Origin of the sequence: Acidiferrobacter sp. SPIII_3 (genome assembly GCF_003184265.1) — a bacterium.
Lineage (GTDB): Bacteria > Pseudomonadota > Gammaproteobacteria > Acidiferrobacterales > Acidiferrobacteraceae > Acidiferrobacter.
Genome location: NZ_CP027663.1, coordinates 757,775 through 779,424, shown reverse-complemented (window position 1 = coordinate 779,424; position 21,650 = coordinate 757,775). Strand labels below are relative to the sequence as shown.

The following is a 21,650-nucleotide window of genomic DNA, read 5'->3' as shown; positions in this document are numbered from 1 at the left end:
GGACCTGCCTCGCCGCCGCCGGGCGGGCGTCAGTCAGACCGCGTGGCCGCCGACCTCCAGGCCGCGCGCCAGACGCTCATGCAGGGGGCTTGTGCGCGGGAAATGGGCCTTCAGGAAGGCCATCTGATCGGCGAGCACGCGCCGGCCCTGCAGATAGATGTATTCGGCATGCGTCGGCACGAAAGGAACGGCCAGCAAGGCCATGCCAGCCTCCTCGGGCGTCCGCCCGGCCTTGTGATTGTTGCAGCGCTTGCAGGCCGTCACGACATTGTTCCAGATATCGTGACCCCCGCGACTTAAGGGCGTCACATGATCGCGCGAGAGATCGCGGACCGAGAACCGCTCGCCGCAATAAAGGCACAACCGGGCATCGCGCGCAAACAGGGCCGGATTACTGAGCGGCGGCACATAATGGTCACGCTGACGCGCCAGCTGGCCATTCTCCCCATAGGTGGCGAGAATGGAGTTGACCTCGATGATGCTGCGCCGGCCGGTGGCGGCATTATGGCCGCCGTGAACCCGGTACAAGAGGCTGCCGCACGTGTAGGCCACCTGCCCGAGATGACAGATACGCACCGCCTCGCGGAAATCAATCCATTCGAGCGGCATGCCGGCAACATCCGTGCGCAACACTTGTTGACTAAGCGGGTACATGGCAACCTCGGGCGGCCCCGGCCGCCAACTGCAGCAATGGACCTCAACAGAGGGTTGCCGGTAATATACCGGGCACGGGACGCAAGGACAAGAGCGCCCGGCCCCCATTTTGCAGGGGGACAGGGGCGTTTCGAGGGAGGGGTACCACGCGACGACCCCGCGGGCCCGTCACACCGGACGCCGCCAGGGTCGCGCGGACCTTAAAACGTGGTCTACTTGATCTTCGCCTCGCGGTAGGGGACGTGCTTGCGGGCGATGGGATCGAATTTCTTGATCTCGAACTTCTCGGTCATCGTCCGTTTGTTTTTCGTGGTCGTGTAAAAATGGCCGGTATCGGCACTCGACACGAGCTTGATCTTGTCACGCATGACGGTCTCCTAAAACGCTTCGCCGCGGGCGCGCATCTCGGCCAGGACGACGTCGATGCCCTTCTTGTCTATGGTCCGCAACCCATGGTGCGATAAACGCAGCCGCACCCAGCGCTTCTCGCTCTCGACCCACAACCTGCGGTAATGCAGATTGGGTAGGAACCGCCGACGCGTCTTGTTGTTGGCATGCGACACATTGTTGCCGCTGATGGGCCGCTTGCCGCTGACCTGGCATACCTTGGACATGGGAACCCCCGGATGAATCCGCGGATTCTGCCATAGTGCGCGGCTCCTGCCAATCCCCAGGGCGCCCGCCGAGCCCGTCCCGGAAGATCGGCCGCAGGGCCTGTCTCGCACTTATTTCCGATAACAACCGGGGCCACGCGCCACTAGAGTGGCACCGATGCGAGGGGACGGGCCCGTGTCCGTCCCGCCCAAACCCCGTGAGGAGGTCTCATGTCCGCCGATCCCCATCTGCGTCCTTGTGTCATAAATGTCGATGAAAAGGACATTGCGAGTTCGGTCGGCGAGAACCTGCTCGACGCCTTAAATCGCGCCGATTGCTATATCCCGCACCTTTGTTATAACCCGGCCCTCGGACCGATCAAGACCTGCGACACCTGTTTTGTCACGGTCAACGGCTCCCTGGTGCGCGCATGCACGATCCGCGCGGACGACGGCCTTACGGTCAGTACCCGGGACGCCGCCTCCGAGGCGGCCCGCCGGGAAGGCATGGATCGGATACTCGAAAAGCATGAACTCTACTGCTCGGTATGCGACAACAACAACGGGGACTGCGAGATCCACGATGCCGTGGACAGGCTTGCCATGCGCCATCAGCGCTACCCCTATCGACCCAAACCCTATACCGCCGATACCTCGAACCCTTTCTATACCTACGACCCCCTGCAGTGCATATTGTGCGGCCGCTGCGTCGAGGCCTGTCAGAACGTGCAGGTGAACGAGACCCTGACCATAGGCTGGGAGCTCGAACACCCGCGCGTCCTATGGGACGGGGGACGGGCCATCAACGATTCGAGCTGCGTATCCTGCGGGCACTGCGTCACCGTCTGCCCATGTAACGCCCTTATGGAAAACACCCTGCTCGGACAGGCCGGCCCCTTGACCTCCTGGCCCGCACCCTTGAAGCGCGAGATGATCGAGCTTGTCAAGGGTGTGGAGCAGACCACAAGCTTCATCCCGATCACCGCCATTTCAAAGATCGACCAATGCCTGCGCCACACCGAACAGAAGATCACCAAGACCGTATGTACCTACTGTGGGGTCGGCTGCTCCTTCGACATCACGACCCGCGGGCGCCACATACTGAAGATCCAGCCCGAACAGGGGCCGGCAAACGGCATATCGACCTGCGTCAAGGGCAAATTCGCTTGGGACTTCGTCAACAGCAAGGATCGCCTGGTAAAGCCGCTGATTCGCGAGGGCTCGTCGTTCCGCGAGGCCGGTTGGGACGAGGCCTTGGGGCTCGTGCATGAACGGTTCAGTGCGATCCGCGCAAGCCACGGCCCCGACGCCATCGGATTCATCGCCACCAGCAAGGGCTCGAACGAGGAGGTCTACCTGACCCAGAAGTTCGCGCGCGCCATCATCGGCACCAACAACATCGACTGCACATCCCGTTATTGCCAAAGCCCGGCCACCAAAGGCCTCACGCGCACGGTGGGCTATGCCGGGGACTCCGGCACCATGGACGACATCGACGAGGCCGAGCTTCTGCTGCTCATCGGTACGAATACGACAGACAGCCATCCGGTGCTGGCTACGCGCATCAAGCGGCGCCTGAAGCGTGGCGAAGTCAAGATGATCGTAGTCGACCTGCTGCACCACGAGATGGCCGAGCGCGCCCAGCTGTTCTTGCGTCCCAAACCCGGGACCGACCTCGTGTGGCTGTGCGCGGTGACGCGCTACATCCTCGATAACGGCCTCGAGGATCGCGCCTTTCTGGCCAAGCGCGTGAACAATCTGGAGGCCTTGCGGGCATCGCTTGCGCCCTTCACGCTGGCCCATGCCGAGGCCGAAACCGGGCTCTCGCAGACGGATCTCGCACGCATCGCCGACATGATCGTCGGCGCCTCGGGGGTATGCGCCCTGTGGGCCATGGGGGTCACGCAACGCACCACCGGCAGCGACACCAGCACCGCCATCTCGAACCTGCTTCTCGTCACCGGCAATTACGGGAAAAAGGGCTCGGGGGCCTACCCATTGCGCGGCCACAACAATGTCCAGGGCGCCGGCGACTTCGGGGCTTTGTCCGACAAGCTCCCCGGATACCTCAAGGTCTCGGACAAGGAGGCCCGCGAGCGCGTCGGGCGCGCGTGGGGGGTCGAACTGCCGGCGAAACCCGGACTCAATAACCACAGCATGATCAATGCCGCGCACTCGGGCGGGCTCCACGCCATGTATATCATCGGGGAAGACACGGCCGTCGTCGACTCCAATACGCGCCATACCCAGGAGGCCCTGGAGCGGCTCGATTTCCTGGTCGTCCAGGACATCTTCATGACCACCACCGCGCAGTTTGCAGACGTCGTGCTGCCGGCCTGTCCGAGCCTTGAGAAGGAAGGCACGTTCGTGAACACCGAACGGCGCATTCAGCACTTCGCGCAGGCGCTTGACCCGCTCGGGGAAGCCCGGCCGGACTGGCAGATATTGTGCGCGCTCGCGCAGCGTTTCGGACACCGCTGGGATTATGCGGGACCACGGGAGATCATGTCGGAGGCCACCAAGGTCGCGCCGCTTTTTGCCGGGGCCACCTATGATCGACTCGAAGGTTACAAGTCCGTGGTCTGGCCGGTCGATGCCCAAGGGCATTCCGAGACGCTTTTGTACACAAAGCACTTTCATACCAAGGATGGCAAGGCCCAGCTCTACCCCGTTCATTGGCATGCCCCGGTCGAGCGCGCCGATGCCGAATATGATCTCACGCTAAACAACGGGAGAGTCCTCGAACATTTCCAGGAAGGTAATCTTACCGCTCGCGTTCCGGGGATCATGTCCAAGGTCAATCAATTCTATGTGGAGATTTCGCAGGAGCTGGCGGACGAACTCGACATCAAGACCGGGGCGCGCGTAACGCTCACCTCACGCCGCGGCAGCGTCGAGGCCGGCGTACTGGTGAGCCCCCGAGTGGCCGGCCGCGAGCTCTATACCGTCGAGTTCTCGCTCACCGAACCCATCAACCGTTTGACCGGTAACCATGCCGACAGCGTGACCTCGACACCGGCCTTCAAGGAGCTTGCCGTAAAGCTATCGATCCTAAGCCGCGAAGGCCCGTCACCCATCCCGCGCTCGAATCCGCGTTTCGGGGCGCGCACACCCCAGTCCGGGGTCGAGGTCGAGCGCAAATGGAAGCGCGGCGAGTACCGGCCCATTCCCACGACCGTGGCCGACCGTGGCGGAGTACAATCATGAGCGCGCTCATCCATTACCAGCACGTCCGCCCGCAAGAGGCCATCGCCGAAAAGGAACTCGCTGATCTCATCGAGGCGCTGTCACGGCACGGCATCCTGCGCTTTCTGACGGCGCTCACCGGGGCGCTGCCGCACGCAGGCCTGATAACGGCGCGCGGCCTGAATTCGGAGGCCTCGCGCACCACCCTGCGGAATATGGTGACGCTGCTGTCGGCCCTGGGGCGGGTGCCCCCGCAGGATTTTTCACGCTTCGTGGCCGCGGTATCGGCCGCCACGCAAAGCGTGGAGCGCGAGACTGAGCATCCGCAGACCGGCAACGGCGAACCGCCGGGCATCACCGGCGCCTATCGTCTCCTCCAGGACGATGCCCTTTGGCGCGCGCTCGGCCCCCTGCTTGACGGCCTCAAGGCCTTCGGAGAAGCGCTTGGCGCGGGCCGGCCCCCGGAACCCCCGCCACCGAACGAGCCGCTCCTATGACCGGCGATGCGCGGTCAGGACGAGGCGGCTAGAGCCATCCGCGCTCCTTGAACGAAACGATGTGCCCGTCGCCGATCACGAGGTGATCGACGACGCGCACGCCGATCAGGGCCAATGCCTCGGTCAGACGGGTGGTGAGATCGCGGTCGGCAAGGCTTGGCTCGGCAAGGCCGGAGGGATGGTTGTGCACGAGGATGGTGGCGGCGGCATTATGAAAAAGCGCGCGCTTCACGACCTCACGCGGATACACGACTGCCGCGTCGATCGTCCCCTCGAACAGGATCTCCTCCACGAGCAGGCGGTGACGCACGTCGAGAAAAAGGCAGGCAAAGGCCTCGCGCGGCCGGTCGCGAAAGGCGGCGGTCAGGTAGCGGCGCGTGACAAGCGATGACGACAGGACGGTTTCGCGCCGCAGGCTCTCCCCGAGATGGCGCCGCCCCATCTCCAGGACCGCCCGCACCACCGCGTATTTGGCGGGCCCAAGGCCCGGCGCCTCGCAAAACAGCCGTTGTTCGACCGCAAGCAGGCCGCGCAACCCCCCGAAACGCGCCAATAGCGAACGCGCGAGATCCACGGCGGTCTTGCCGCTCACCCCGGTTCTCAGGACAATGGCCAATAGCTCGGCGTCCGACAGGGCCTCCGGGCCATGTTGCAATAGCCGCTCGCGCGGACGCTCGTCTACCGGCCAGCCGGAAATGGTCATAAGGACTCCTTGCCGCTACGATAGCAGCAGGCCGCAAGAAAGGCTGTCCGGGAAATCACCGGCTACGAAAAGGATTGGGAAACGACATGCAGGACATGCCCCCGCTGCGGGGCCGCCGTGTGGTATTGGGTATTACCGGCGGCGTCGCCGCCTACAAGACCCCAGAGCTCGTGCGCCGCCTGCGCACGGCGGAGGCCGTGGTGCGCGTCGTGTTGTCACGCAGCGCCCGGCAATTCGTGGCCGCCGGGGCCCTGGCCGCGGTCGGCGCCGAGGTGGTCGAAGACCACCGCGGGCCGGGCATGGTCCATATCGACCTGGCACGCTGGGCCGATGCCATCGTGATCGCGCCGGCCACCGCGCACGTGCTATCCCGGCTCGCGGCCGGGGCCGCAGACGACCTCCTCACCACCATGTGTCTGGCCACCGAGGCCCCGCTCTGCGTGGCCCCGGCGATGAACCGCATCATGTGGATGAACCCCGCGACACGCGCCAACTGCGCGCTGCTTGCGGGACGGGGCGTACGGTTCGTCGGCCCTGACGAGGGCGCCCAGGCGTGCGGGGACAACGGTCCCGGGCGCATGAGCGAACCCGGCGAGATCCTGGGGATGCTGGAGCGCCTGTGGGGCGCGGCCGGCGCGTTGCGCGGGATAAACGCGGTCGTGACCGCGGGCGCCACCTACGAGGCCCTTGATCCGGCGCGCGGATTCACCAATCGCAGCTCCGGCAAGATGGGTTATGCGTTGGCCGCGGCGCTCGCCGATCATGGCGCCGCCGTGACCCTGATCTCGGGCCCCACGGCGCTGCCGGCCCCTCCGGGGGTGCATCTAATCCCGGTGACGAGCGCCTGTCAGATGCGCGACGCGGTATGGGCCTGCCGCGGGACAATGGACCTGTTCGTGGCCGCCGCCGCGGTCGCCGACTACCGCCCGCAGACCGTGCTTGCCGATAAGCTTAAAAAAGACGCGCATACACTGACGGTCACCCTGGTGCGCAATCCGGACATCCTGGCCGAGGTGGCAGGGCTTACACCCCGGCCGTTTACCGTGGGTTTTGCCGCCGAGACCGGCGATGTGGAGACCAAGGCGCGCGCCAAGCGCGCGCGCAAGGGGATCGACCTTATCGTCGCAAACCCCATTGATGAGGCCGGCGTGGGCTTTGCGGGGGATGATAATCGCGTGATCCTGATCGACAAGGATCACGCCGCGGCGTGGACTGCCGCACCCAAGACCGAAATCGCCCGCGCGCTTGCGCGCGAGATCATAAAACGCCTGCCTAGGACCGCATCCCCATGACCGCACCTGTCATCGACCTGAAGATACTCGATCCCCGATACGGCAATGAGTTCCCGCTGCCCGCCTACGCCACCGCCGGTTCCGCCGCCGTCGACCTGCGCGCCTGCGTGTCAGAACCCTTCACGCTCGCGCCCTCGGACTGCCGGCTGGTGCCGGCCGGGCTTGCCCTCCATATCGCCGACCGCACGCTCGCCGCGCTTGTCCTGCCGCGCTCGGGCCTGGGCCACAAGGGTCTCGTCCTCGGTAACACCGTGGGCCTGATCGACTCGGACTATCAAGGCGAGATCACATTATCATGCTGGAACCGCGGCACCGAATCGTTCACGATTGTGCCAGGCGACCGCATCGCCCAACTTTTGATCGTCCCGATCGTCACCGCGCACTTTCGTATCGTCGACCAGTTTTCGGAAACGACCGAACGCGGCGCCGCCGGGTTCGGCCACTCGGGTGTTCGTTGAGCATCCCGGCCATTACAGGAGATATCCCACCATGACCGCCACGCCTCTTGCACCACGCGCCGAACGCACGGATCTTCCGCCGCCCGGGATCTTCAAGTCGTATGACATCCGCGGCATCGTCGACGTCGAACTCACATCCGGACACGTGCGCGCCATCGGCCAGGCGATCGGCAGCGAGGCGCGCGATCGCGGATGCACGAACATCGTGATCGCGCGCGACGGCCGGCTCTCCGGACCCGGCCTGCTCGAGGCCTTGAGCGCGGGGCTCGTGGCGAGCGGCTGCGACGTCATCAATATCGGGCTGGTCCCAACCCCCTTGCTCTACTTTGCCACACTCGCCTTCGGCACGGGCTCGGGTGTCATGTTGACCGGCAGCCATAATCCGCCCCAGTACAATGGCCTAAAGATCCTTCTTAACGAGGAGACCTTGTCCGGCGCCCAGATCAAGGCCCTCTACGAGCGGCTCGTCGAAAACCGTCTGCACACGGGTAGCGGCACGAGCCGCACCGCCGATATCCGCCAGGCCTACCTCGAGCGCGTCTCGGGAGACGTGCGCCTCGCACGACCCCTCAAGATTGTCCTCGACTGCGGCAATGGGGCCACCGGAGAACTTGCGCCGGCGCTGTTTCGTGCGCTCGGGTGCGCGGTGACCCCCTTGTTTGCCGACATCGACGGGCGGTTCCCCAACCACCACCCCGACCCGAGTCAGCCGGAGAACCTGAAGGATCTCCAGGCACGCGTGATTGCAGACGGTGCCGATGTCGGGCTGGCGTTCGACGGCGACGGCGACCGGCTTGCCGTGGTGGCACCCAACGGCGATATCATCTGGCCGGACCGGCAGCTCATCCTGTTCGCCCGCGACGTACTGTCGCGGCATCCGGGCGGCCAGATCCTCTACGATGTGAAATGCTCGCAGACCGTGGACGCGGCCATACGGGCGGCCGGTGGCCGCCCGCTGATGTGGAAGACCGGGCACTCGTTCATCAAGGCCCGCATCCGGCAAGGGGACGTGCTGCTCGCCGGCGAGATGAGCGGCCACATTTTCTTCAAGGAACGCTGGACCGGCTTCGACGACGGCCTCTACGCCGGAGCACGGCTCCTGGAGCTGCTTGCCAAGAGCCCGACCCCTCCGGCCGAGGTGTTCGCCGCCCTGCCCAATACGGTCAATACGCCCGAGATCCAGCTACCGGTCACGGAAAGCCCACACGCGCTCGTGGACCTCTTGATTCAAGCCGCGCGGTTTCCCGACGCCAAGGTGACGACCATAGATGGACTGCGTGTCGATTTCCCGGACGGCTTCGGGCTCGTCCGCGCCTCCAACACGACACCCATCCTCGTGCTGCGTTTCGAGGGCACGACGCAGGCCGCGCTCGAACGGATCCAGCTGCGTTTCCGCGAACTCGTGAGGGCTGTGAGGCCGGCGCTGGCGGGCTGGTAGACGGATCGGAGGGCGAAATTATTCCGGGGAAATTTCCGCAATCTTGCGCGCCTCGGGGTTGTCAGCGCGGGAATTTGGCGCCATCCTGTAGGGCTGAGGGATGACCCCAATAACTGATAATGAGGAGAACCGCCGTCATGCGCCGATTTCTCATCGGAGCCGCTTTCGCGCTCGGCACCGTTGGCACCTGCTACGCCCATAACCCGCTGAACGCGATCCAGGGACCGCATATCGATCTCGATAAAACCATCATCAAGGTCCCGCTTGCCAAGGGCGTCTCTCCGAAGAGCGCGCTGCAGGCCATGAAGATAGAGGCCGATACGGTCAACATGAAATATGTCGGCGACCTGCAGCTTTCAAAACAGCTGAAGAACATGGGCATCAAGTCCGGGGTGCTCACGGTGTATGAGTTTTGCAGCCCGCCCATCGCCCACCTCATGGTCGATGCCGACCCGGCGTTTGCCGCCTATCTGCCCTGCCGGATCACCATGGTGGCGGCCGGCGGTCGTGTATGGCTTGAGATGCTAAACCTCAACATGATCATTGATGGCGCGCACCTGAAGGGCAAATTGCGCACCCAGGCCCTGCGTGTCCGCGACGACCTCGACTCCATCCTGTGGGCTGGCGCCAAGGGCAACTGGTAGCCGCCATGTATAAACCCGCGCTGGCGGGCGTCCTTGTCCTGCTACTGGCATGTCCGGTACCAGGACATGCGACGACCACCGGCGTGGTCTTTCAGATCAGCACGACCCAGATCGCCTCCTGGAAAGTGGCCATGCACAATGTCCATAACCTCGAGGCCACCGGCGTAAACGGCCACGACATCGAGATCGTGGTCCTCGGCCCGGCCATTCACATACTCCTCAAGGACTCGCCCGTGGCCCCCGACCTGACGAGGCTTCATGCCTCGGGGGTCACGATCGACGCCTGCCGGGCGGCGATCCGCCGGGCCGGGTTCGCGCCCGGCGCGGTCCTGCCGTTCGTGCGTTATGTGCGCTCGGGCATCGCCGAGGTCGTGCGCCGCGAGCGTGAGGGCTGGGCCTACATCCGCCCATGACCCGCGGGACCTACGCGGCACGCGCCTCGGGGAACTGAATCAGGACCTTGGTATAGCCGTCCGTCCTCTGGTCGAACTTCTTATAGGCCTCGGGCGCCTGATCGATCCGGATATGGTGGCTTACGATCCGGCCGGGCCGCGCATGCCCGGTGATGATGAGATCGCGCAGGTACTCGTTGTAGCGCTTGACCGGGCACTGCCCCATGCCGACGCTTGCGGCCTTGTCGAACAACTCCGCCATGGGCAACGCGAACACCCCCTGCTTCGCCTGATCCGTCGGCGCCCCCGGATCAGGCGCGATATACACCCCCACGATGCCGATATGGCCGGCAGGATTGACGATCCGCACCATATTGTCCAGCACCTGAGTCGACTTTTCGTGCGCATAGTCCTTGTCGTCACGCGCCTGATAACCGACCGCGTCGATGACGCAATCCACGCCCTTTAGCTTGTCCTTTTCCCCGGGGCGCAGGCGTCCTTGCAGACCAGGCATCTTGGCGCGCAAGGTGAGGATCTGTTCGACAGGATCCCCGTTGCGGGCATCGATGGGGGTGGCCCCCAACTCCTTGACCTTCTCCAGGCGCTCGGGGATGAAGTCGACGACATAGACCTCCGACGCCCCCTTGATCCGCGAACTCAAGGCGGCCATGAGCCCAACCGGGCCGGCCCCGAAGATTGCCACGCTCCTGCCCGGTCCCACATGCGCGAGTTCCGCACCGAAATAGCCCGTCGGAAACACATCGGCAAGCAGGATGAAGTCGTCTTCCCACTGATCGAACGGCTGGCCCGGAAGCTTCAGACAATTGAAGTCCGCATTCGGCACCAGCACATACTCGGCCTGACCACCCCGATATGGCCCCATTCCGGCGTAGCCGTAGGCGGCATGAGGGCTCTCATCATTCATGGTAAGGCACATATTGGTGTAACCGCGGTGACAGTTGTAACAGTAACCGCAGGAGATATTGAACGGCAGCACGACCCGGTCCCCGGGCCGTATGCTCGCGACCGCGTCACCCACGCGCTCTATGACGCCCATGATCTCATGGCCCACCATCTGCCCCGCGGGCAGTGCCGTGCGCCCCTCGTACATGTGCAGATCGCTGCCGCAGATCGCCGAGGTCGTAACCCGCAACATCGCATCCCTGGGACCCATCGCCTCGGGCTTGCTTTCGTCTGCGACGCGCATCCGGCTTTCCCCTTCGAACACTACTGCTTTCATAGGTGATCCTCGCGACTGGTCTTCTTGACGTATGCCCGTGACCGCCGACCGCGCGGCCTTTCCTCGGACTCCGCTTCCAAAGACCGGCGATGCCGCGGGGAGTTCGATGCCATCCGACCTTGCGCCCCGACATGAGGATGCGCCTCTCCGCCGCGCCCCAGGGCGGCAGAGAGGCGCGATGTCGGTGGACAGATCAGGCGCGCAAGGGTGCTGCGCCCTTCGGACCATCGTAATGGTAGCGCCGCAAGAGCGCCTGGCCGGCGCTTGTGCGCAGCCATTCGATGAAATGGCCGGCCGCCGCACGGTTCCGGCTCGTCTTCAGGACCGCCGCGTAGAAGACCAGCGGGGAAGGCCTGTGGACCTTGCCCTTAAGCCGCAAGGACACCGTGTCGTAGACCTTGTCGTAGGCGGCGTCACCGAGATTGATCTGTGGCGGCAAGGACAGGTAGGGCAGGCCCATGGCCGCCGGCTGGGTTTTGTAGGCCGAGCTGGCATCGATCTGCCCGCCCTGGAGGCGCGCCATCACCTCGGGCTCCGGAAAGATCTGACGATGGTTGATGATGGGCCCCAGAATACGACGCGCAAGCCCCGGCTGGTGGTAGTAGCGCTCGGCAAGCTTCATCATGAACACGATGTTGAGCCCCTGGGGGTCGGTCAGGGGATCGGTGCGCGCAAAGCGCATGCCCGGCTCTTCCAGGATCCGCCACCACGCCACGTGTCCGGCCCGGTCCGCCTCGCGCAGGGCCGGCGTGAACCGGCTATGCGCGCTGTAGGCGATCACAAGCTCGGTGCTGGCGATGGCCAACGCCTCCCGCGCCTTGCCGGCGGCGAGCACGAGATCCATCGGACCACGGGTGATCGATATGAACACATCCGGGTGAATGACGCCGCCTACGATCATATGCGCAAGACCGAGCGCGCCCGCCGCCCGCCCTTCTATATTTGTGGCAAACTCGCGCACCATGACGGGTGCCACCCCACCATGCATGAGCGCGCCCATGGAACCGGCATAGGCCACATGCAGATTGGTCTTGACGCGCGCCTCGCCCAACATGGGCACCGCAAGCGCACCGATACCTGCCGCCGCCGACTGCAGAAACGCCCTTCTCGTGAGACTCATCATCCCTCCTTGTGAGATGCCCTGTGAGGCCATGGCCTAGAATTGGTATTGCAACATCACGCGGTTATATATGAACTGATGAAGAACCGGCATATTCTCCGCGATCGCCAGACGGTCGCGGACCGATAGACCCTTGAGCGCACCCTGCAGAAAATAGGTAAGGTCGATGTTCGTCTCGCTGGTGTGCGATGCGGTATACAAGGCCGTGCGCGCACTGATATAGCGCGCGTAGCTTAGTATCGCCCGCAACCGGTGGTGTAGAAGGAACGCCGTGGCGCTCACCTTCCACGCATGACCGGAGGTGCGATTATCGACAAGGCTCTGAATGATGGAGGTCGTGTAGAGGGGATCTGTTGCATAACCGCTCGTATAAGGGGACACGAGATCACCGTTGGCAAACGTCCCGGGGTGCGCGGGTACCACATCGTAGCCAAGCGTCAGCAGATCGCGGTGGCGACGTACGCCGGCCACGGCGCCGTAGACATTGGCGTTCACGGCCCCCAGGTAGGCGCCGCCGGCGCCGGTCTCGCGCACGAGTTGCGCGCCGACCAGGGGCCGTAGGCCGCCGGGTCCGCCAAAGGTATAGGACCCTTCCGCCCATCCCATCTTGGCGAGATCATAGAACTCGTATCCCCAGGCCGCGACCTTGAGGCCTGCGGTCTGGTAGCGCGCGCCCAAGGCCGCCGCCCCGGGCTCGGTGCGTCCGGGCAGTCCGCCGATGCCGCCGATATTGTGGTTGGCGGTGGCGTTATAGAGATTGGTCGACGAGAAACCGTCGGAGGTCCGGCTTTTGAAGCGCGTGATGCGCAAGGCCGAGACCACGAGACCCGGCAGAGGCCGGAAGGCGGCGAGCAGGCCCTGATAGGTTTCCGGCACGATGCGTGAATCACCCGGATTGATCCACGGGGTCTTTATGAGCTGATCGCCGGCCCGTAACAGCACCGCGTCACGCTGGTACTGAAGATAGGCCTGCCCGAAGGTATCGATGGACCCATAGCCCGCCAACGTGCCGTCGACATAGGCATGGTTGGCCGGGTTCAGGCCCAGGGAGTGCGCGGTATAAAACGTGGCGTCCGCCGAGACATGATGGAACGTCCCGGAGCGCAGATTGATACCGCCACCGACCGCGAACGCGGGCCGATTCGGCGGCGAACCGCTGAAATAGCGGGTGAAATCATAAGCCCGCAACATGCCGCTCACGTGCATGCCGCTTAGAAAACCCGTGCCTGCCGCGCGTGCCGACCCGATGCCGGCGGCAAGACACGCCGCGCAGACCATGAAACCCGAACGATACCGCATGATGCCTCCCTTGTTGTCAAAAAAACCGCCCGCCGGGGCGCTCTGCGGCACCCGCGTCGACTTACCGAAACACCCGACCTCGCGATCTCCCATCACGGACGGGCCTTGCGGCGCGTGCAGGACGCGCCGATCATGAGACTCCCCACACTCCTTAAGCGCTGACCGCGAGGATGATGTGCGAGGCCTTGATCAGGGCGCAGGCGCGCACGCCCTCCTTCAATTGAAGGCTTTCAATGCTCTCGTTCGTGATGATGGCGGCGATGCTCTTGCCACTCTCCAATTCGATCACCACCTCGCCATTCACCGCGCCCGTTTGGCAACGCGTCACAACCCCGCACAAGGTATTGCGCGCGCTGGTCCTGATCGGGCTGTCGGCGGCGGTCACGATCACCCACGGGGCCTTGATGAGGGCATAGGCCTCGACCCCCGGGGCCAATCCCAGGTTGTCTACGCTCTCGTTGGTGATGATCGCCACCAAGGCGAGGCCGTTGCCGATATCGAGCACCACCTCGGCATTGACAGCCCCCTTCTTGACCGCCTTGACCCGACCGAGAAACTCGTTGCGCGCGCTGGTCTTCATGTCGAATTTCCTCATCAGCTGAAAGAAGCGATCGAAATCCTCATGCCCCTGCAAGGCCTCGAGGAAACGCTGGTACTCGCCCTCGAGCCGCCGGAACGCCGACAGGGCCTGCAGACCGAACGGCGTGAGTGCCGTGCCCCCTCCGCTCCTGCCCCCCGACACCCTCGCCACCAACGGGGTGGTCGCCAGATTGTTCATGCCCTCGACCGCCTCCCAGGCGCCCTTATAGCTAAGCCCCAGGGCCTTGGCGGCGGCCGAGATCGATCCCAGTTCCGCGATCTTCTCCAAGAGCTCGATGCGCCCCTTGCCGCGGCGCCCATCCGATTCCGATACGAACCGCATGACCGAAGTCTGTGACCGGCCTCGCCCCTTCATAGGCATCCCTTGTGAATGGTTATGTATGTGTACTACATAACGCTTCGCGCGTAAAGCGGGGGCGGCCCCCTTCCCTACACGGAAGTTTTCGATGGCGGCATACAATACGGGTCGCCGACGGCGATGATCAAGCCGGCACTGGCGTCGAGATGGTCTTCGGGGAACGGGGTCGGCGTTCGCAGGCCGCGCGGCTACCAGTCAGGTCTTGGGGAGGGTCACACCCTTCTGACCCTGATACTTACCGCCGCGATCCTTATAGGAGGTCTCGCAAGGCTCGTCGGCCTCGAAGAAGATCACCTGTGCCACGCCCTCGTTGGCATAGATCTTCGCCGGCAGCGGCGAGGTGTTGGAGAACTCGAGCGTGACGTGACCCTCCCACTCCGGCTCGAAGGGCGTCACGTTGACAATGATGCCGCAACGCGCGTAGGTGGAATTATGAACAATGAGCCCGTTGGCGAGGAAATTGTGGACCCCGGGGACCTCGATATCGTAGACCGGCGCCTCCCCCGCGGGCTCGATGACGCTTATCCGGTCCCATTCGATCGCCTCCCGCGCCTGAGTGCCGTCGGTGCCGTTGGCAAGGGCCGCCCGCGTCTCCGCGCGCACCAGCAGGCGCGCACCCCGCCCTTCCGTGACCATCCGGCAGGGATAGCCAAGCCGGGCCGCCAAATGGCGGAGGTCATCCAGCGCCGTCGCCGCCGCGCGCACACCCTCGGTCCGGGTATCCATGACCGCCGCAAAAAAGCGCGCGAGATCGGATCGTGGCGCGCGGAATATGGCATCCGGAATGGCGGTCATCGTGCCCGCCTGCAGCTGTGCGCGCACGAGCCGCCCGAGCCGTTCGGGCGCGGCCAGCGGCTCGACCCCGAAAAACGGCGCCGCGACCGCGGCGGCGATCTCATCGCCGACCGCAAGATCGCAAAGGGCCGCCCAGCCCCCGGGGGTCAGCAGCGGGTGGTTGGCGGTGGCCGTGAGCGACAGACCGCTGTGCGTAACAAGCCGCCACACGGGCTTCACGCCGTGGGCCGCGAATGCCGATACCCGGGCCTTGCGCATCCCCCCGGGCCCCAGGGACGCGGTACGGCGCGCCGCCCCCCACTCGGTGATCGGCCGATAGGCGCCGCTATCGGCATCGAGCACGCGCGTGTCGCCGGTCACGCACTTGCCGAGGCAGATCGTGAGTACGTTGCGCGGGATACGGAAGTACTCGACGGTGCGCGCCAGGGCAAAGGAGTTGGGCGGGATGATGCAGACGTCCCCGCGGAAGTCGACGAAGCTATTGGCGTCGAAGTTCTTGGGATCGACGATCGCGGAGTTGATATTGGTAAAGATCTTGAACTCGTTCGAACAGCGGATATCGTAGCCGTAGCTCGAGGTCCCAAACGAGACCAGGCGCTCGCCGGCGCGCGATTTCACCTGACCGGGCTCAAATGGCTCGATCATGCCGTGATCCCGCGCCATGCGCCGGATCCATTTATCGGATTTTATGCTCATGCCTCGCCCGGACTGCGCCGGCCCTCCCAGGGGACCCCGACGCCGTCAGGTATTTTGAATGACGATATTGGGGAAGCCCCCCGAGAAGTCCTTCTTCATCAACGCCAACCGCCCCGCAATCCGTCGCGCGATCTCGCGGTAGATCTGCGCAACCCGGCCCTCGGGATCGGCCACGACCGTCGGCCGCCCGCCATCGGTATCGACGCGAATACGCAGATCGAGCGGCAGGGCCCCTAGGAAATCGACATCGTACTGCTCGGCCATCTTGAGCCCGCCACCGGCCCCGAATATGTGCTCCTCGTGGCCGCATTGGCTGCAGATATGGGTGCTCATGTTTTCGATGATGCCGATCACCGGGATCTCGACCTTCTCGAACATCTTCAGCCCCTTGCGGGCGTCGAGCAGGGCAATGTCCTGAGGGGTGGTGACGATCACGGCCCCCGTCACCGGGACCTTTTGGGCGAGCGTCAACTGGATATCGCCGGTGCCCGGGGGCAGATCGACCACCAGGTAGTCGAGATCCTGCCAGTTGGTGTCGCGCAACAGCTGTTCGAGGGCCTGCGTGACCATCGGTCCGCGCCAGATCATGGGCGTCTCTTCATCGATCAGATAGCCTATGGACATCGACTGCAGGTGATAGCTCGGGACCGGTTCCATACGCCGCCCGTCCTTGGACTCGGGCTTGGCCCGCGAGCCGAGCATGCGCGGCTGACTCGGCCCGTAGATGTCCGCGTCCAGGATACCGGCGCGCGCGCCCTCCGCCGATAAGGCCAGGGCGAGATTGACGGCGGTCGTGGACTTGCCGACGCCGCCCTTGCCGGACGCCACGGCGATGATGTTCTTGACCCCGGGTATGGGTTTGACCCCCTTCTGGACGCCGTGCGTCACGATCCGGGAATCGACCGTCACATGCGCCGCCTTCACCCCCTTGATCGCCAACACTTTTTCACGCAAACGGCCGGCCAAGGCCTCCTTCACGCCCTTCGCCGGATAGCCGAGGACGATATCGACCGACACCGTGTCACCGTCGACGACAATCCCCTTGACGGCCTTTGCCGTCACGAGGTCCTGCTCCAAATAGGGATCTATGACCTCTTTCAAGGCCGTTTCCACCTGAAGCTGGGAGATTTCCGCCATCTGTCGTACTCCTCGAAAGCCTTACCGAATTCCTAGGTTTAGCCCCGGCATCCTACACCTTGTCGACCAAAACCGAAACCGGTCGCAGGCCCAAAGGCAACACCGGCGGGCCGTCCCCCGGCCCACGCACGCGCCGAACTTGGCCACGCCCCTCCAACCTGTTAGCGGAACGCGCCGTAAAGCCCCTACCTTCATGTATGGGGATATAAGGCGCATCTTGCTCCACTGCGCAAGATTTATTAAACTGATGATGTGGCAACACTCACCAAAACGCTCAAACTTCCTTTTCTCCGCCTGAATCAGACAAAGGCGGAGATGTTTGCGCGTCTGGAACGGTTGAACACCGAAGTGGCCAACGCCATCCTCGCCCTGCCCAAAGACCATCGCCGAGCACTGACCTCCAAGTCCTTTGCCGGCGTGGAAATCGGCTCGGCGTGGATCAATCAGACCATCCGCAATGCCAATGCCCGCACCCATGTGAAGCGGTTCTTGCGCCTTCCTCTGGAAACCAATAACCAGAACTGGCGCCTGCATCGCACCGGCGCCACATTCAGTCTCGGTTTCGGGTTGCTGCGTGGCATCAAAAAGCGCGTCCCGCTGGAGGTCCATGCGGCTTCCCATCGGGATGCGCTCACGGCATTGTGGGAGGGTCGGGCCAAGGCCGGAAGCCTGATGCTGGTACGTTCCAAAAAGGGCATCTGGTATGCCTGTCTCTCGGTGTCGATGGACGTTCCCGATGCCGAGAACACGGGCCGCTGGGTCGGCGTGGACCGGGGACAGAATATTCCTGTGGCAGCCGCCACGCCGGACGGGCCGGTGGTGTTCTGGAAAGCGGCGCGGATGCGGCATGTGCGGCGCATCTATGCCGAACGTCGCTGCAAGCTCCAGAAGGCTGGCAAGCGCCGGGCCGTAAAAAAATCTGGAGTCGAAGGAACGGCGAATCGTCACGCACATCAATCATTGCATCAGCAAGGATCTTGTGGCATTGGCGAAACGTCAGGGGGCGGGGTTGATTCTGGAAAATCTCGCCGGCATCAGGGGCCGGTCGAAACAACGGCAAGAGACCAAATCCGATGCCGGACAGAACCGCGACTACTGGCCCTTCTATCAGCTTGAGGCCTTCGTCCGGTACAAGGCGCTGGCAGCAGGTGTGCAGGTGGATTCCGTGCGTCCGCACTACACCTCCAAGACCTGCCATGTCTGCGGCGCCCTCAACGAACGGAGGAAACATGCCTATGTCTGCACCCGATGTGGACACCAGGCGCACGCCGATGCCAATGCCGCGATGAATATCCGGGACTGGTATGGGCTGTGCTGCCCGCTGGAGCTTGAGGTTCCGGCAGGCGGGCCGCATGAACCGGCCCCGAACCCGGTACGTGAAACCGCCGCGCAAGCGGCGGCGTAGCCAGAACGGGAATCCCTTGCCTTCAGGCGTGGGGAGGTTCAACGTTTCGCTTTCCTCTGGGGAAATTGCATGCTGAACGACCGCAAGATCCTGGTGACGAGCGCCTTGCCGTACGCCAACGGGTCCATCCATATCGGCCACCTGGTCGAATACATCCAGACCGATATCTACGTCCGCTATCAGCGCCTGCGCGGCCGGGCTTGTCATTACTTGTGCGCCGACGACACCCACGGTACGGCGATCATGCTCAAGGCGCAGGCCGAGGGCATCTCCCCCGAGCAGCTCATCGCCCGCGTGGCCGCAGAACATGTACGCGACTTCACCGACTTCGGTATCTCCTTCGACCGCTTCGGCTCTACTCACAGCGACGAGAACCGTATCCTTTCCGAGTACTTCTATGGGAAGCTCCAGGCCGGCGGTCATATCGCCGTGCGCGCCATTGAACAGGCCTTCGACCCGGTCAAGCGGCTGTTCCTGCCGGACCGCTTCATCCGCGGCGAATGCCCGCGCTGCCACGCCGCCGATCAATACGGGGATTCCTGCGAGGCCTGCGGCGCGACCTATGCACCGACCGATCTCATCAATCCGGTCTCGGCCTTGAGCGGGGCGGCACCCGTCACCAAGAGCTCCGAACATTACTTCTTCAAGCTCGGCGATTTCGCCGACGATCTGAAGGCCTTCACAGCGAGCGATGCCCTCCCGCGGGAGGCGGGCCACAAGCTCGCCGAATGGTTGAACGAGGGCCTCACCGACTGGGACATCAGCCGCGACGCCCCCTACTTCGGATTCGAGATCCCGGGGGCGCCCGGCAAGTATTTCTATGTCTGGCTGGATGCGCCGGTCGGCTATATCGCGACCTTCTGGCAACTGCGCTCGCGACTCGAAGATCGTGTGCTTGACATAGACAACGTCCGCACTCAGTGGTCGCAACATGAGATCCACCATTTCATCGGCAAGGATATCCTGAATTTCCACGGCCTGTTCTGGCCGGCCATGCTCGAGGCCGCCGATTTCGCGCGGCCGAAGGCCATCCACGTGCATGGCTTTCTCACGGTAAACGGCAAGAAGATGTCGAAGTCGCGCGGGACCTTCATCACCGCGCGTCGCTACCTCGACACCCTGCCGGCCGAATATCTGCGCTACTATTTTGCCGCCAAGCTCAACAGCGGCATCGAGGACATCGACCTAAACCTCGATGATTTTCGCGCGCGCATCAATGCCGACCTCGTCGGCAAACTCGTCAATATCGCCAGCCGCTCGGCGCAGCTGCTCGCCAAGCACCTCGACAACACCCTGGGTGACACCCTGCCGGACGCATCGCTTTATGCCGAATTCCTGAAGGCTACCGAGACCGTGGAGGCCTGCTACGAGGCCTGCGAATACAGCCGCGTCGTAAAGACCATCATGGACTTGGCCGACCGCGCGAACCGCTATGTGGATGAAGCCAGGCCCTGGGAGATCGCGCGCACACCGCAGCGCCGCACTGAGTTACAGGCGATCTGCACCCAGACCCTGAACCTGTTCTGCGTCCTCATCGCCTACCTGAAACCCATCCTCCCGCAGACCGCGACCCGGGTCGAGGCCTGGCTTGGCGGGCCCGAACTCAATTTCGAGAGCATCAAGATCCCACGCCTGTCCCACACGATAGCACCCTACACGCATCTCATGCGCCGCATCGAGCCGACCGACCTCGCACCCCTGATCGGTGACACGCAAGGCGCGGACGCAGCGCCGAACACCCCATCGACAACAGCGGCGAGCAAGGCCGCGGCGCCCGCCGCGGAAGACGTGGCGGCCACCGGCACCCTATCCGCCGAAGATTTCGCGCGCATCGACCTGCGCGTCGCGCGAGTCGTGGGCGCGGACTATGTGGAGGGCGCCGACAAACTCCTCAAGCTCTCCCTGGACCTGAACGAAGGCCGCACGCGCACGGTGTTTGCCGGCATCCGCCACGCCTATGCGCCGGCCGACCTCGTGGGCCGCCTGGTGGTGTGCGTGGCCAATCTCAAGCCCCGCAAGATGCGCTTTGGCGTGTCCGAGGGCATGGTCCTGGCGGCGTCCGACCGCGACGGTCTCGTGGTCCTCGAGCCCGGCGAGGGCGCGCGGCCGGGCATGACGATCCGCTAAAGCGGATCAGGCTTCTTGCGGAATCACGCGGTTTGAGGTTGGCGGGAATCTCATTCAGGGACGAGCCTCTGAACCTCCCCACGGCTAATGCCGGGGGGTTCCGGTGCCGGCATCAAAGGTCTTTCCGGCTCTCGCCACTATCGCGGGCGCGATGGGGTTACAGCATCCGGAATCTTCCGTTGTGCCTGCACCTTTTCGAGAAAGAGCCGCTCGGTCTCGGGCACGAATGCCAAAGCTGGCGGGCAACGGCCCGCCGTTCGCGGCTTGGACTGCACCGGACACCGCTTTCTCCAGCAGCGGTTCCACAGCGCACCAGCCCTCGCGGGCCGATTCGGTGTCCAGTCTCCAGCGACCCGCGTCCTCGCGGACGTGCAGCGCCAGATACGCACTATACACATCCCGCTGGGCATGAACGCCACAGGCACAATCGTGCCAGCGCAGGCTCAACGGTTTCTTCACCACCGCCCCGCAGTGACAGCTCTGCGAAAGCCGGGTGGTCTGGGTGGAGAATGTGATCACCGCGCCACCGGCCCTTTCAGCCTTGCGACGCAAATGACTCATGAATTCCCCCGGGGCCCGGTCGCGGACGCTCCGGCCGAACATCCGCTGGAAGGCCTTGTAGCTCAATTGTTCGGCCCTGACGGTGGATCCTTAAGGCCACCACCCGGTTAGCCATCTGGCCATGCTCCGTGCGGCGATAGGCGGCAAGCCTGCGGTGCAACTCCTTGAGACGCGCGCGCCGCCGCAGATAGCCTTGGGTCTGAACCCAGCGCAGGCGCTTACCAGGGACGGGTTTCTTGACCGTACCGTCTGTGTGGTAGTTGTCCGGATTCGCGCGACGCCGAGATCGGTCCAGGGCCCGCTGGATGCGGCGCATGGCCTTTTGCCGATCAGGCACGCGGGCGCAGAATGTCTCCAGAAACGCGTCGGTCTCCGAGACGGCGGCGATCGTGGAGGGACCGACGTCGATGGCCACGTGGCCTGCGCCAATGGGGTTCTTAGCCTTCCAGTGCGGA

21 protein-coding genes and 2 pseudogenes are annotated in these 21,650 nt (G+C 64.1%); 10 read left to right on the top strand and 13 right to left on the bottom strand.

Annotation, left to right across the window (positions count from 1 at the left end; all coding sequences use genetic code 11):
* Nucleotides 1–33: 33 nt before the first annotated feature.
* The 3 genes from C4901_RS04060 to rpmB form a co-directional block, all read right to left on the bottom strand.
* Nucleotides 34–654: an HNH endonuclease gene (locus tag C4901_RS04060; protein WP_110136243.1), complete on the bottom strand. Its 621-nt coding sequence runs from the start codon at nt 652–654 to the stop codon at nt 34–36.
* A 212-nt stretch (nt 655–866) separates the two neighbouring features.
* Nucleotides 867–1,022, bottom strand: a complete 156-nt coding sequence (rpmG, locus tag C4901_RS04055; RefSeq protein WP_065968622.1) for a 50S ribosomal protein L33 — start codon at nt 1,020–1,022, stop codon at nt 867–869.
* Between the two features lie 9 nt (nt 1,023–1,031).
* Nucleotides 1,032–1,268: a 50S ribosomal protein L28 gene (gene rpmB / locus C4901_RS04050; protein WP_110136242.1), complete on the bottom strand. Its 237-nt coding sequence runs from the start codon at nt 1,266–1,268 to the stop codon at nt 1,032–1,034.
* 210 nt (nt 1,269–1,478) lie between these two features.
* On the opposite strand from rpmB, the gene fdhF reads away from it, so the two are divergent.
* Complete coding sequence (gene fdhF, locus C4901_RS04045; RefSeq protein WP_110136241.1) at nt 1,479–4,454, top strand: formate dehydrogenase subunit alpha; 2,976 nt, start codon at nt 1,479–1,481, stop codon at nt 4,452–4,454.
* Nucleotides 4,451–4,930, top strand: a complete 480-nt coding sequence (locus C4901_RS04040; RefSeq protein ID WP_110136240.1) for a DUF1641 domain-containing protein — start codon at nt 4,451–4,453, stop codon at nt 4,928–4,930. The genes fdhF and C4901_RS04040 overlap by 4 nt, the downstream gene beginning before the upstream one ends.
* 28 nt (nt 4,931–4,958) lie before the next feature.
* Here C4901_RS04040 and radC read toward each other — a convergent pair whose 3' ends face one another.
* Entirely contained in the window at nt 4,959–5,633 is a 675-nt protein-coding gene (radC, locus tag C4901_RS04035; RefSeq protein WP_110136239.1) for a DNA repair protein RadC, read from the bottom strand.
* Between the two features lie 95 nt (nt 5,634–5,728).
* Between radC and coaBC the strand changes: the two genes are divergently transcribed.
* From coaBC to C4901_RS04010, 5 genes are all read left to right on the top strand, one after another.
* Nucleotides 5,729–6,925: a bifunctional phosphopantothenoylcysteine decarboxylase/phosphopantothenate--cysteine ligase CoaBC gene (gene coaBC, locus C4901_RS04030; RefSeq protein ID WP_110138513.1), complete on the top strand. Its 1,197-nt coding sequence runs from the start codon at nt 5,729–5,731 to the stop codon at nt 6,923–6,925.
* The gene (gene dut, locus C4901_RS04025) at nt 6,922–7,383 is read left to right on the top strand and encodes a dUTP diphosphatase (protein WP_110136238.1); all 462 of its coding nucleotides are present in this window, start codon (nt 6,922–6,924) and stop codon (nt 7,381–7,383) included. The genes coaBC and dut overlap by 4 nt, the downstream gene beginning before the upstream one ends.
* Nucleotides 7,384–7,414: 31 nt before the next feature.
* The gene (locus C4901_RS04020; RefSeq protein ID WP_110136237.1) at nt 7,415–8,821 is read left to right on the top strand and encodes a phosphomannomutase/phosphoglucomutase; all 1,407 of its coding nucleotides are present in this window, start codon (nt 7,415–7,417) and stop codon (nt 8,819–8,821) included.
* Nucleotides 8,822–8,958: 137 nt separating this feature from the next.
* Nucleotides 8,959–9,465, top strand: a complete 507-nt coding sequence (locus C4901_RS04015; RefSeq protein ID WP_168185538.1) for a DUF302 domain-containing protein — start codon at nt 8,959–8,961, stop codon at nt 9,463–9,465.
* A gap of 5 nt (nt 9,466–9,470) precedes the next feature.
* Entirely contained in the window at nt 9,471–9,878 is a 408-nt protein-coding gene (locus C4901_RS04010) for a DsrE family protein (RefSeq protein WP_110136235.1), read from the top strand.
* Nucleotides 9,879–9,888: 10 nt separating this feature from the next.
* On the opposite strand, the gene C4901_RS04005 is transcribed toward C4901_RS04010, so the two are convergent.
* The 7 genes and pseudogenes from C4901_RS04005 to apbC form a co-directional block, all read right to left on the bottom strand.
* Nucleotides 9,889–11,097: a glutathione-independent formaldehyde dehydrogenase gene (locus C4901_RS04005; protein ID WP_110136234.1), complete on the bottom strand. Its 1,209-nt coding sequence runs from the start codon at nt 11,095–11,097 to the stop codon at nt 9,889–9,891.
* A gap of 193 nt (nt 11,098–11,290) precedes the next feature.
* Nucleotides 11,291–12,217: an extracellular solute-binding protein gene (locus C4901_RS04000; RefSeq protein WP_168185537.1), complete on the bottom strand. Its 927-nt coding sequence runs from the start codon at nt 12,215–12,217 to the stop codon at nt 11,291–11,293.
* A gap of 36 nt (nt 12,218–12,253) precedes the next feature.
* Entirely contained in the window at nt 12,254–13,516 is a 1,263-nt protein-coding gene (locus C4901_RS03995) for an OprD family outer membrane porin (protein WP_168185536.1), read from the bottom strand.
* A 151-nt stretch (nt 13,517–13,667) separates the two neighbouring features.
* Nucleotides 13,668–14,438, bottom strand: coding sequence for a TOBE domain-containing protein (locus tag C4901_RS03990; RefSeq protein ID WP_065968611.1), 771 nt, complete (start codon nt 14,436–14,438; stop codon nt 13,668–13,670).
* Between the two features lie 231 nt (nt 14,439–14,669).
* On the bottom strand, nt 14,670–15,527 hold the full coding sequence (locus tag C4901_RS03985; RefSeq protein WP_205736283.1) for a hypothetical protein: 858 nt from the start codon (nt 15,525–15,527) through the stop codon (nt 14,670–14,672).
* A gap of 105 nt (nt 15,528–15,632) precedes the next feature.
* A pseudogene (dcd, locus tag C4901_RS17895) lies at nt 15,633–15,965 on the bottom strand (dCTP deaminase); the annotation flags it as partial.
* Nucleotides 15,966–16,010: 45 nt separating this feature from the next.
* Nucleotides 16,011–17,102, bottom strand: a complete 1,092-nt coding sequence (gene apbC, locus C4901_RS03980) for an iron-sulfur cluster carrier protein ApbC (protein WP_065968610.1) — start codon at nt 17,100–17,102, stop codon at nt 16,011–16,013.
* Between the two features lie 979 nt (nt 17,103–18,081).
* On the opposite strand from apbC, the pseudogene C4901_RS19125 reads away from it, so the two are divergent.
* The 3 genes and pseudogenes from C4901_RS19125 to metG form a co-directional block, all read left to right on the top strand.
* Nucleotides 18,082–18,228 (top strand): annotated as a pseudogene (locus C4901_RS19125) (RNA-guided endonuclease TnpB family protein); the annotation flags it as partial.
* A gap of 30 nt (nt 18,229–18,258) precedes the next feature.
* Complete coding sequence (locus tag C4901_RS18420) at nt 18,259–18,507, top strand: transposase (RefSeq protein WP_240611821.1); 249 nt, start codon at nt 18,259–18,261, stop codon at nt 18,505–18,507.
* A gap of 69 nt (nt 18,508–18,576) precedes the next feature.
* On the top strand, nt 18,577–20,634 hold the full coding sequence (metG, locus tag C4901_RS03965; protein WP_110136228.1) for a methionine--tRNA ligase: 2,058 nt from the start codon (nt 18,577–18,579) through the stop codon (nt 20,632–20,634).
* Between the two features lie 84 nt (nt 20,635–20,718).
* Here the strand turns inward: metG and C4901_RS19120 are convergent, their stop codons facing one another.
* Complete coding sequence (locus C4901_RS19120) at nt 20,719–21,195, bottom strand: zinc ribbon domain-containing protein (RefSeq protein ID WP_205736174.1); 477 nt, start codon at nt 21,193–21,195, stop codon at nt 20,719–20,721.
* Nucleotides 21,170–21,610, bottom strand: a complete 441-nt coding sequence (locus C4901_RS17885) for a hypothetical protein (RefSeq protein ID WP_205736173.1) — start codon at nt 21,608–21,610, stop codon at nt 21,170–21,172. Before C4901_RS17885 ends, C4901_RS19120 begins: the two co-directional genes overlap by 26 nt.
* Nucleotides 21,611–21,650 lie beyond the last annotated feature (40 nt).

Excerpts from the sequence above, each read along its gene's own strand:
- metG (WP_110136228.1), top strand. The coding sequence starts at position 18,577 with ATGCTGAACGACCGCAAGATCCTGGTGACGAGCGCCTTGCCGTACGCC.
- C4901_RS04060 (WP_110136243.1), bottom strand. The coding sequence starts at position 654 with ATGTACCCGCTTAGTCAACAAGTGTTGCGCACGGATGTTGCCGGCATG.
- C4901_RS03995 (WP_168185536.1), bottom strand. The coding sequence starts at position 13,516 with ATGCGGTATCGTTCGGGTTTCATGGTCTGCGCGGCGTGTCTTGCCGCC.
- C4901_RS04000 (WP_168185537.1), bottom strand. The coding sequence starts at position 12,217 with ATGAGTCTCACGAGAAGGGCGTTTCTGCAGTCGGCGGCGGCAGGTATC.
- apbC (WP_065968610.1), bottom strand. The coding sequence starts at position 17,102 with ATGGCGGAAATCTCCCAGCTTCAGGTGGAAACGGCCTTGAAAGAGGTC.
- C4901_RS19120 (WP_205736174.1), bottom strand. The coding sequence starts at position 21,195 with ATGAGTCATTTGCGTCGCAAGGCTGAAAGGGCCGGTGGCGCGGTGATC.
- C4901_RS03990 (WP_065968611.1), bottom strand. The coding sequence starts at position 14,438 with ATGCGGTTCGTATCGGAATCGGATGGGCGCCGCGGCAAGGGGCGCATC.
- C4901_RS03985 (WP_205736283.1), bottom strand. The coding sequence starts at position 15,527 with ATGCGCAAGGCCCGGGTATCGGCATTCGCGGCCCACGGCGTGAAGCCC.
- fdhF (WP_110136241.1), top strand. The coding sequence starts at position 1,479 with ATGTCCGCCGATCCCCATCTGCGTCCTTGTGTCATAAATGTCGATGAA.
- rpmG (WP_065968622.1), bottom strand. The coding sequence starts at position 1,022 with ATGCGTGACAAGATCAAGCTCGTGTCGAGTGCCGATACCGGCCATTTT.
- coaBC (WP_110138513.1), top strand. The coding sequence starts at position 5,729 with ATGCCCCCGCTGCGGGGCCGCCGTGTGGTATTGGGTATTACCGGCGGC.
- rpmB (WP_110136242.1), bottom strand. The coding sequence starts at position 1,268 with ATGTCCAAGGTATGCCAGGTCAGCGGCAAGCGGCCCATCAGCGGCAAC.
- C4901_RS04005 (WP_110136234.1), bottom strand. The coding sequence starts at position 11,097 with ATGAAAGCAGTAGTGTTCGAAGGGGAAAGCCGGATGCGCGTCGCAGAC.
- dut (WP_110136238.1), top strand. The coding sequence starts at position 6,922 with ATGACCGCACCTGTCATCGACCTGAAGATACTCGATCCCCGATACGGC.
- C4901_RS04040 (WP_110136240.1), top strand. The coding sequence starts at position 4,451 with ATGAGCGCGCTCATCCATTACCAGCACGTCCGCCCGCAAGAGGCCATC.
- C4901_RS04010 (WP_110136235.1), top strand. The coding sequence starts at position 9,471 with ATGTATAAACCCGCGCTGGCGGGCGTCCTTGTCCTGCTACTGGCATGT.
- radC (WP_110136239.1), bottom strand. The coding sequence starts at position 5,633 with ATGACCATTTCCGGCTGGCCGGTAGACGAGCGTCCGCGCGAGCGGCTA.
- C4901_RS04020 (WP_110136237.1), top strand. The coding sequence starts at position 7,415 with ATGACCGCCACGCCTCTTGCACCACGCGCCGAACGCACGGATCTTCCG.
- C4901_RS04015 (WP_168185538.1), top strand. The coding sequence starts at position 8,959 with ATGCGCCGATTTCTCATCGGAGCCGCTTTCGCGCTCGGCACCGTTGGC.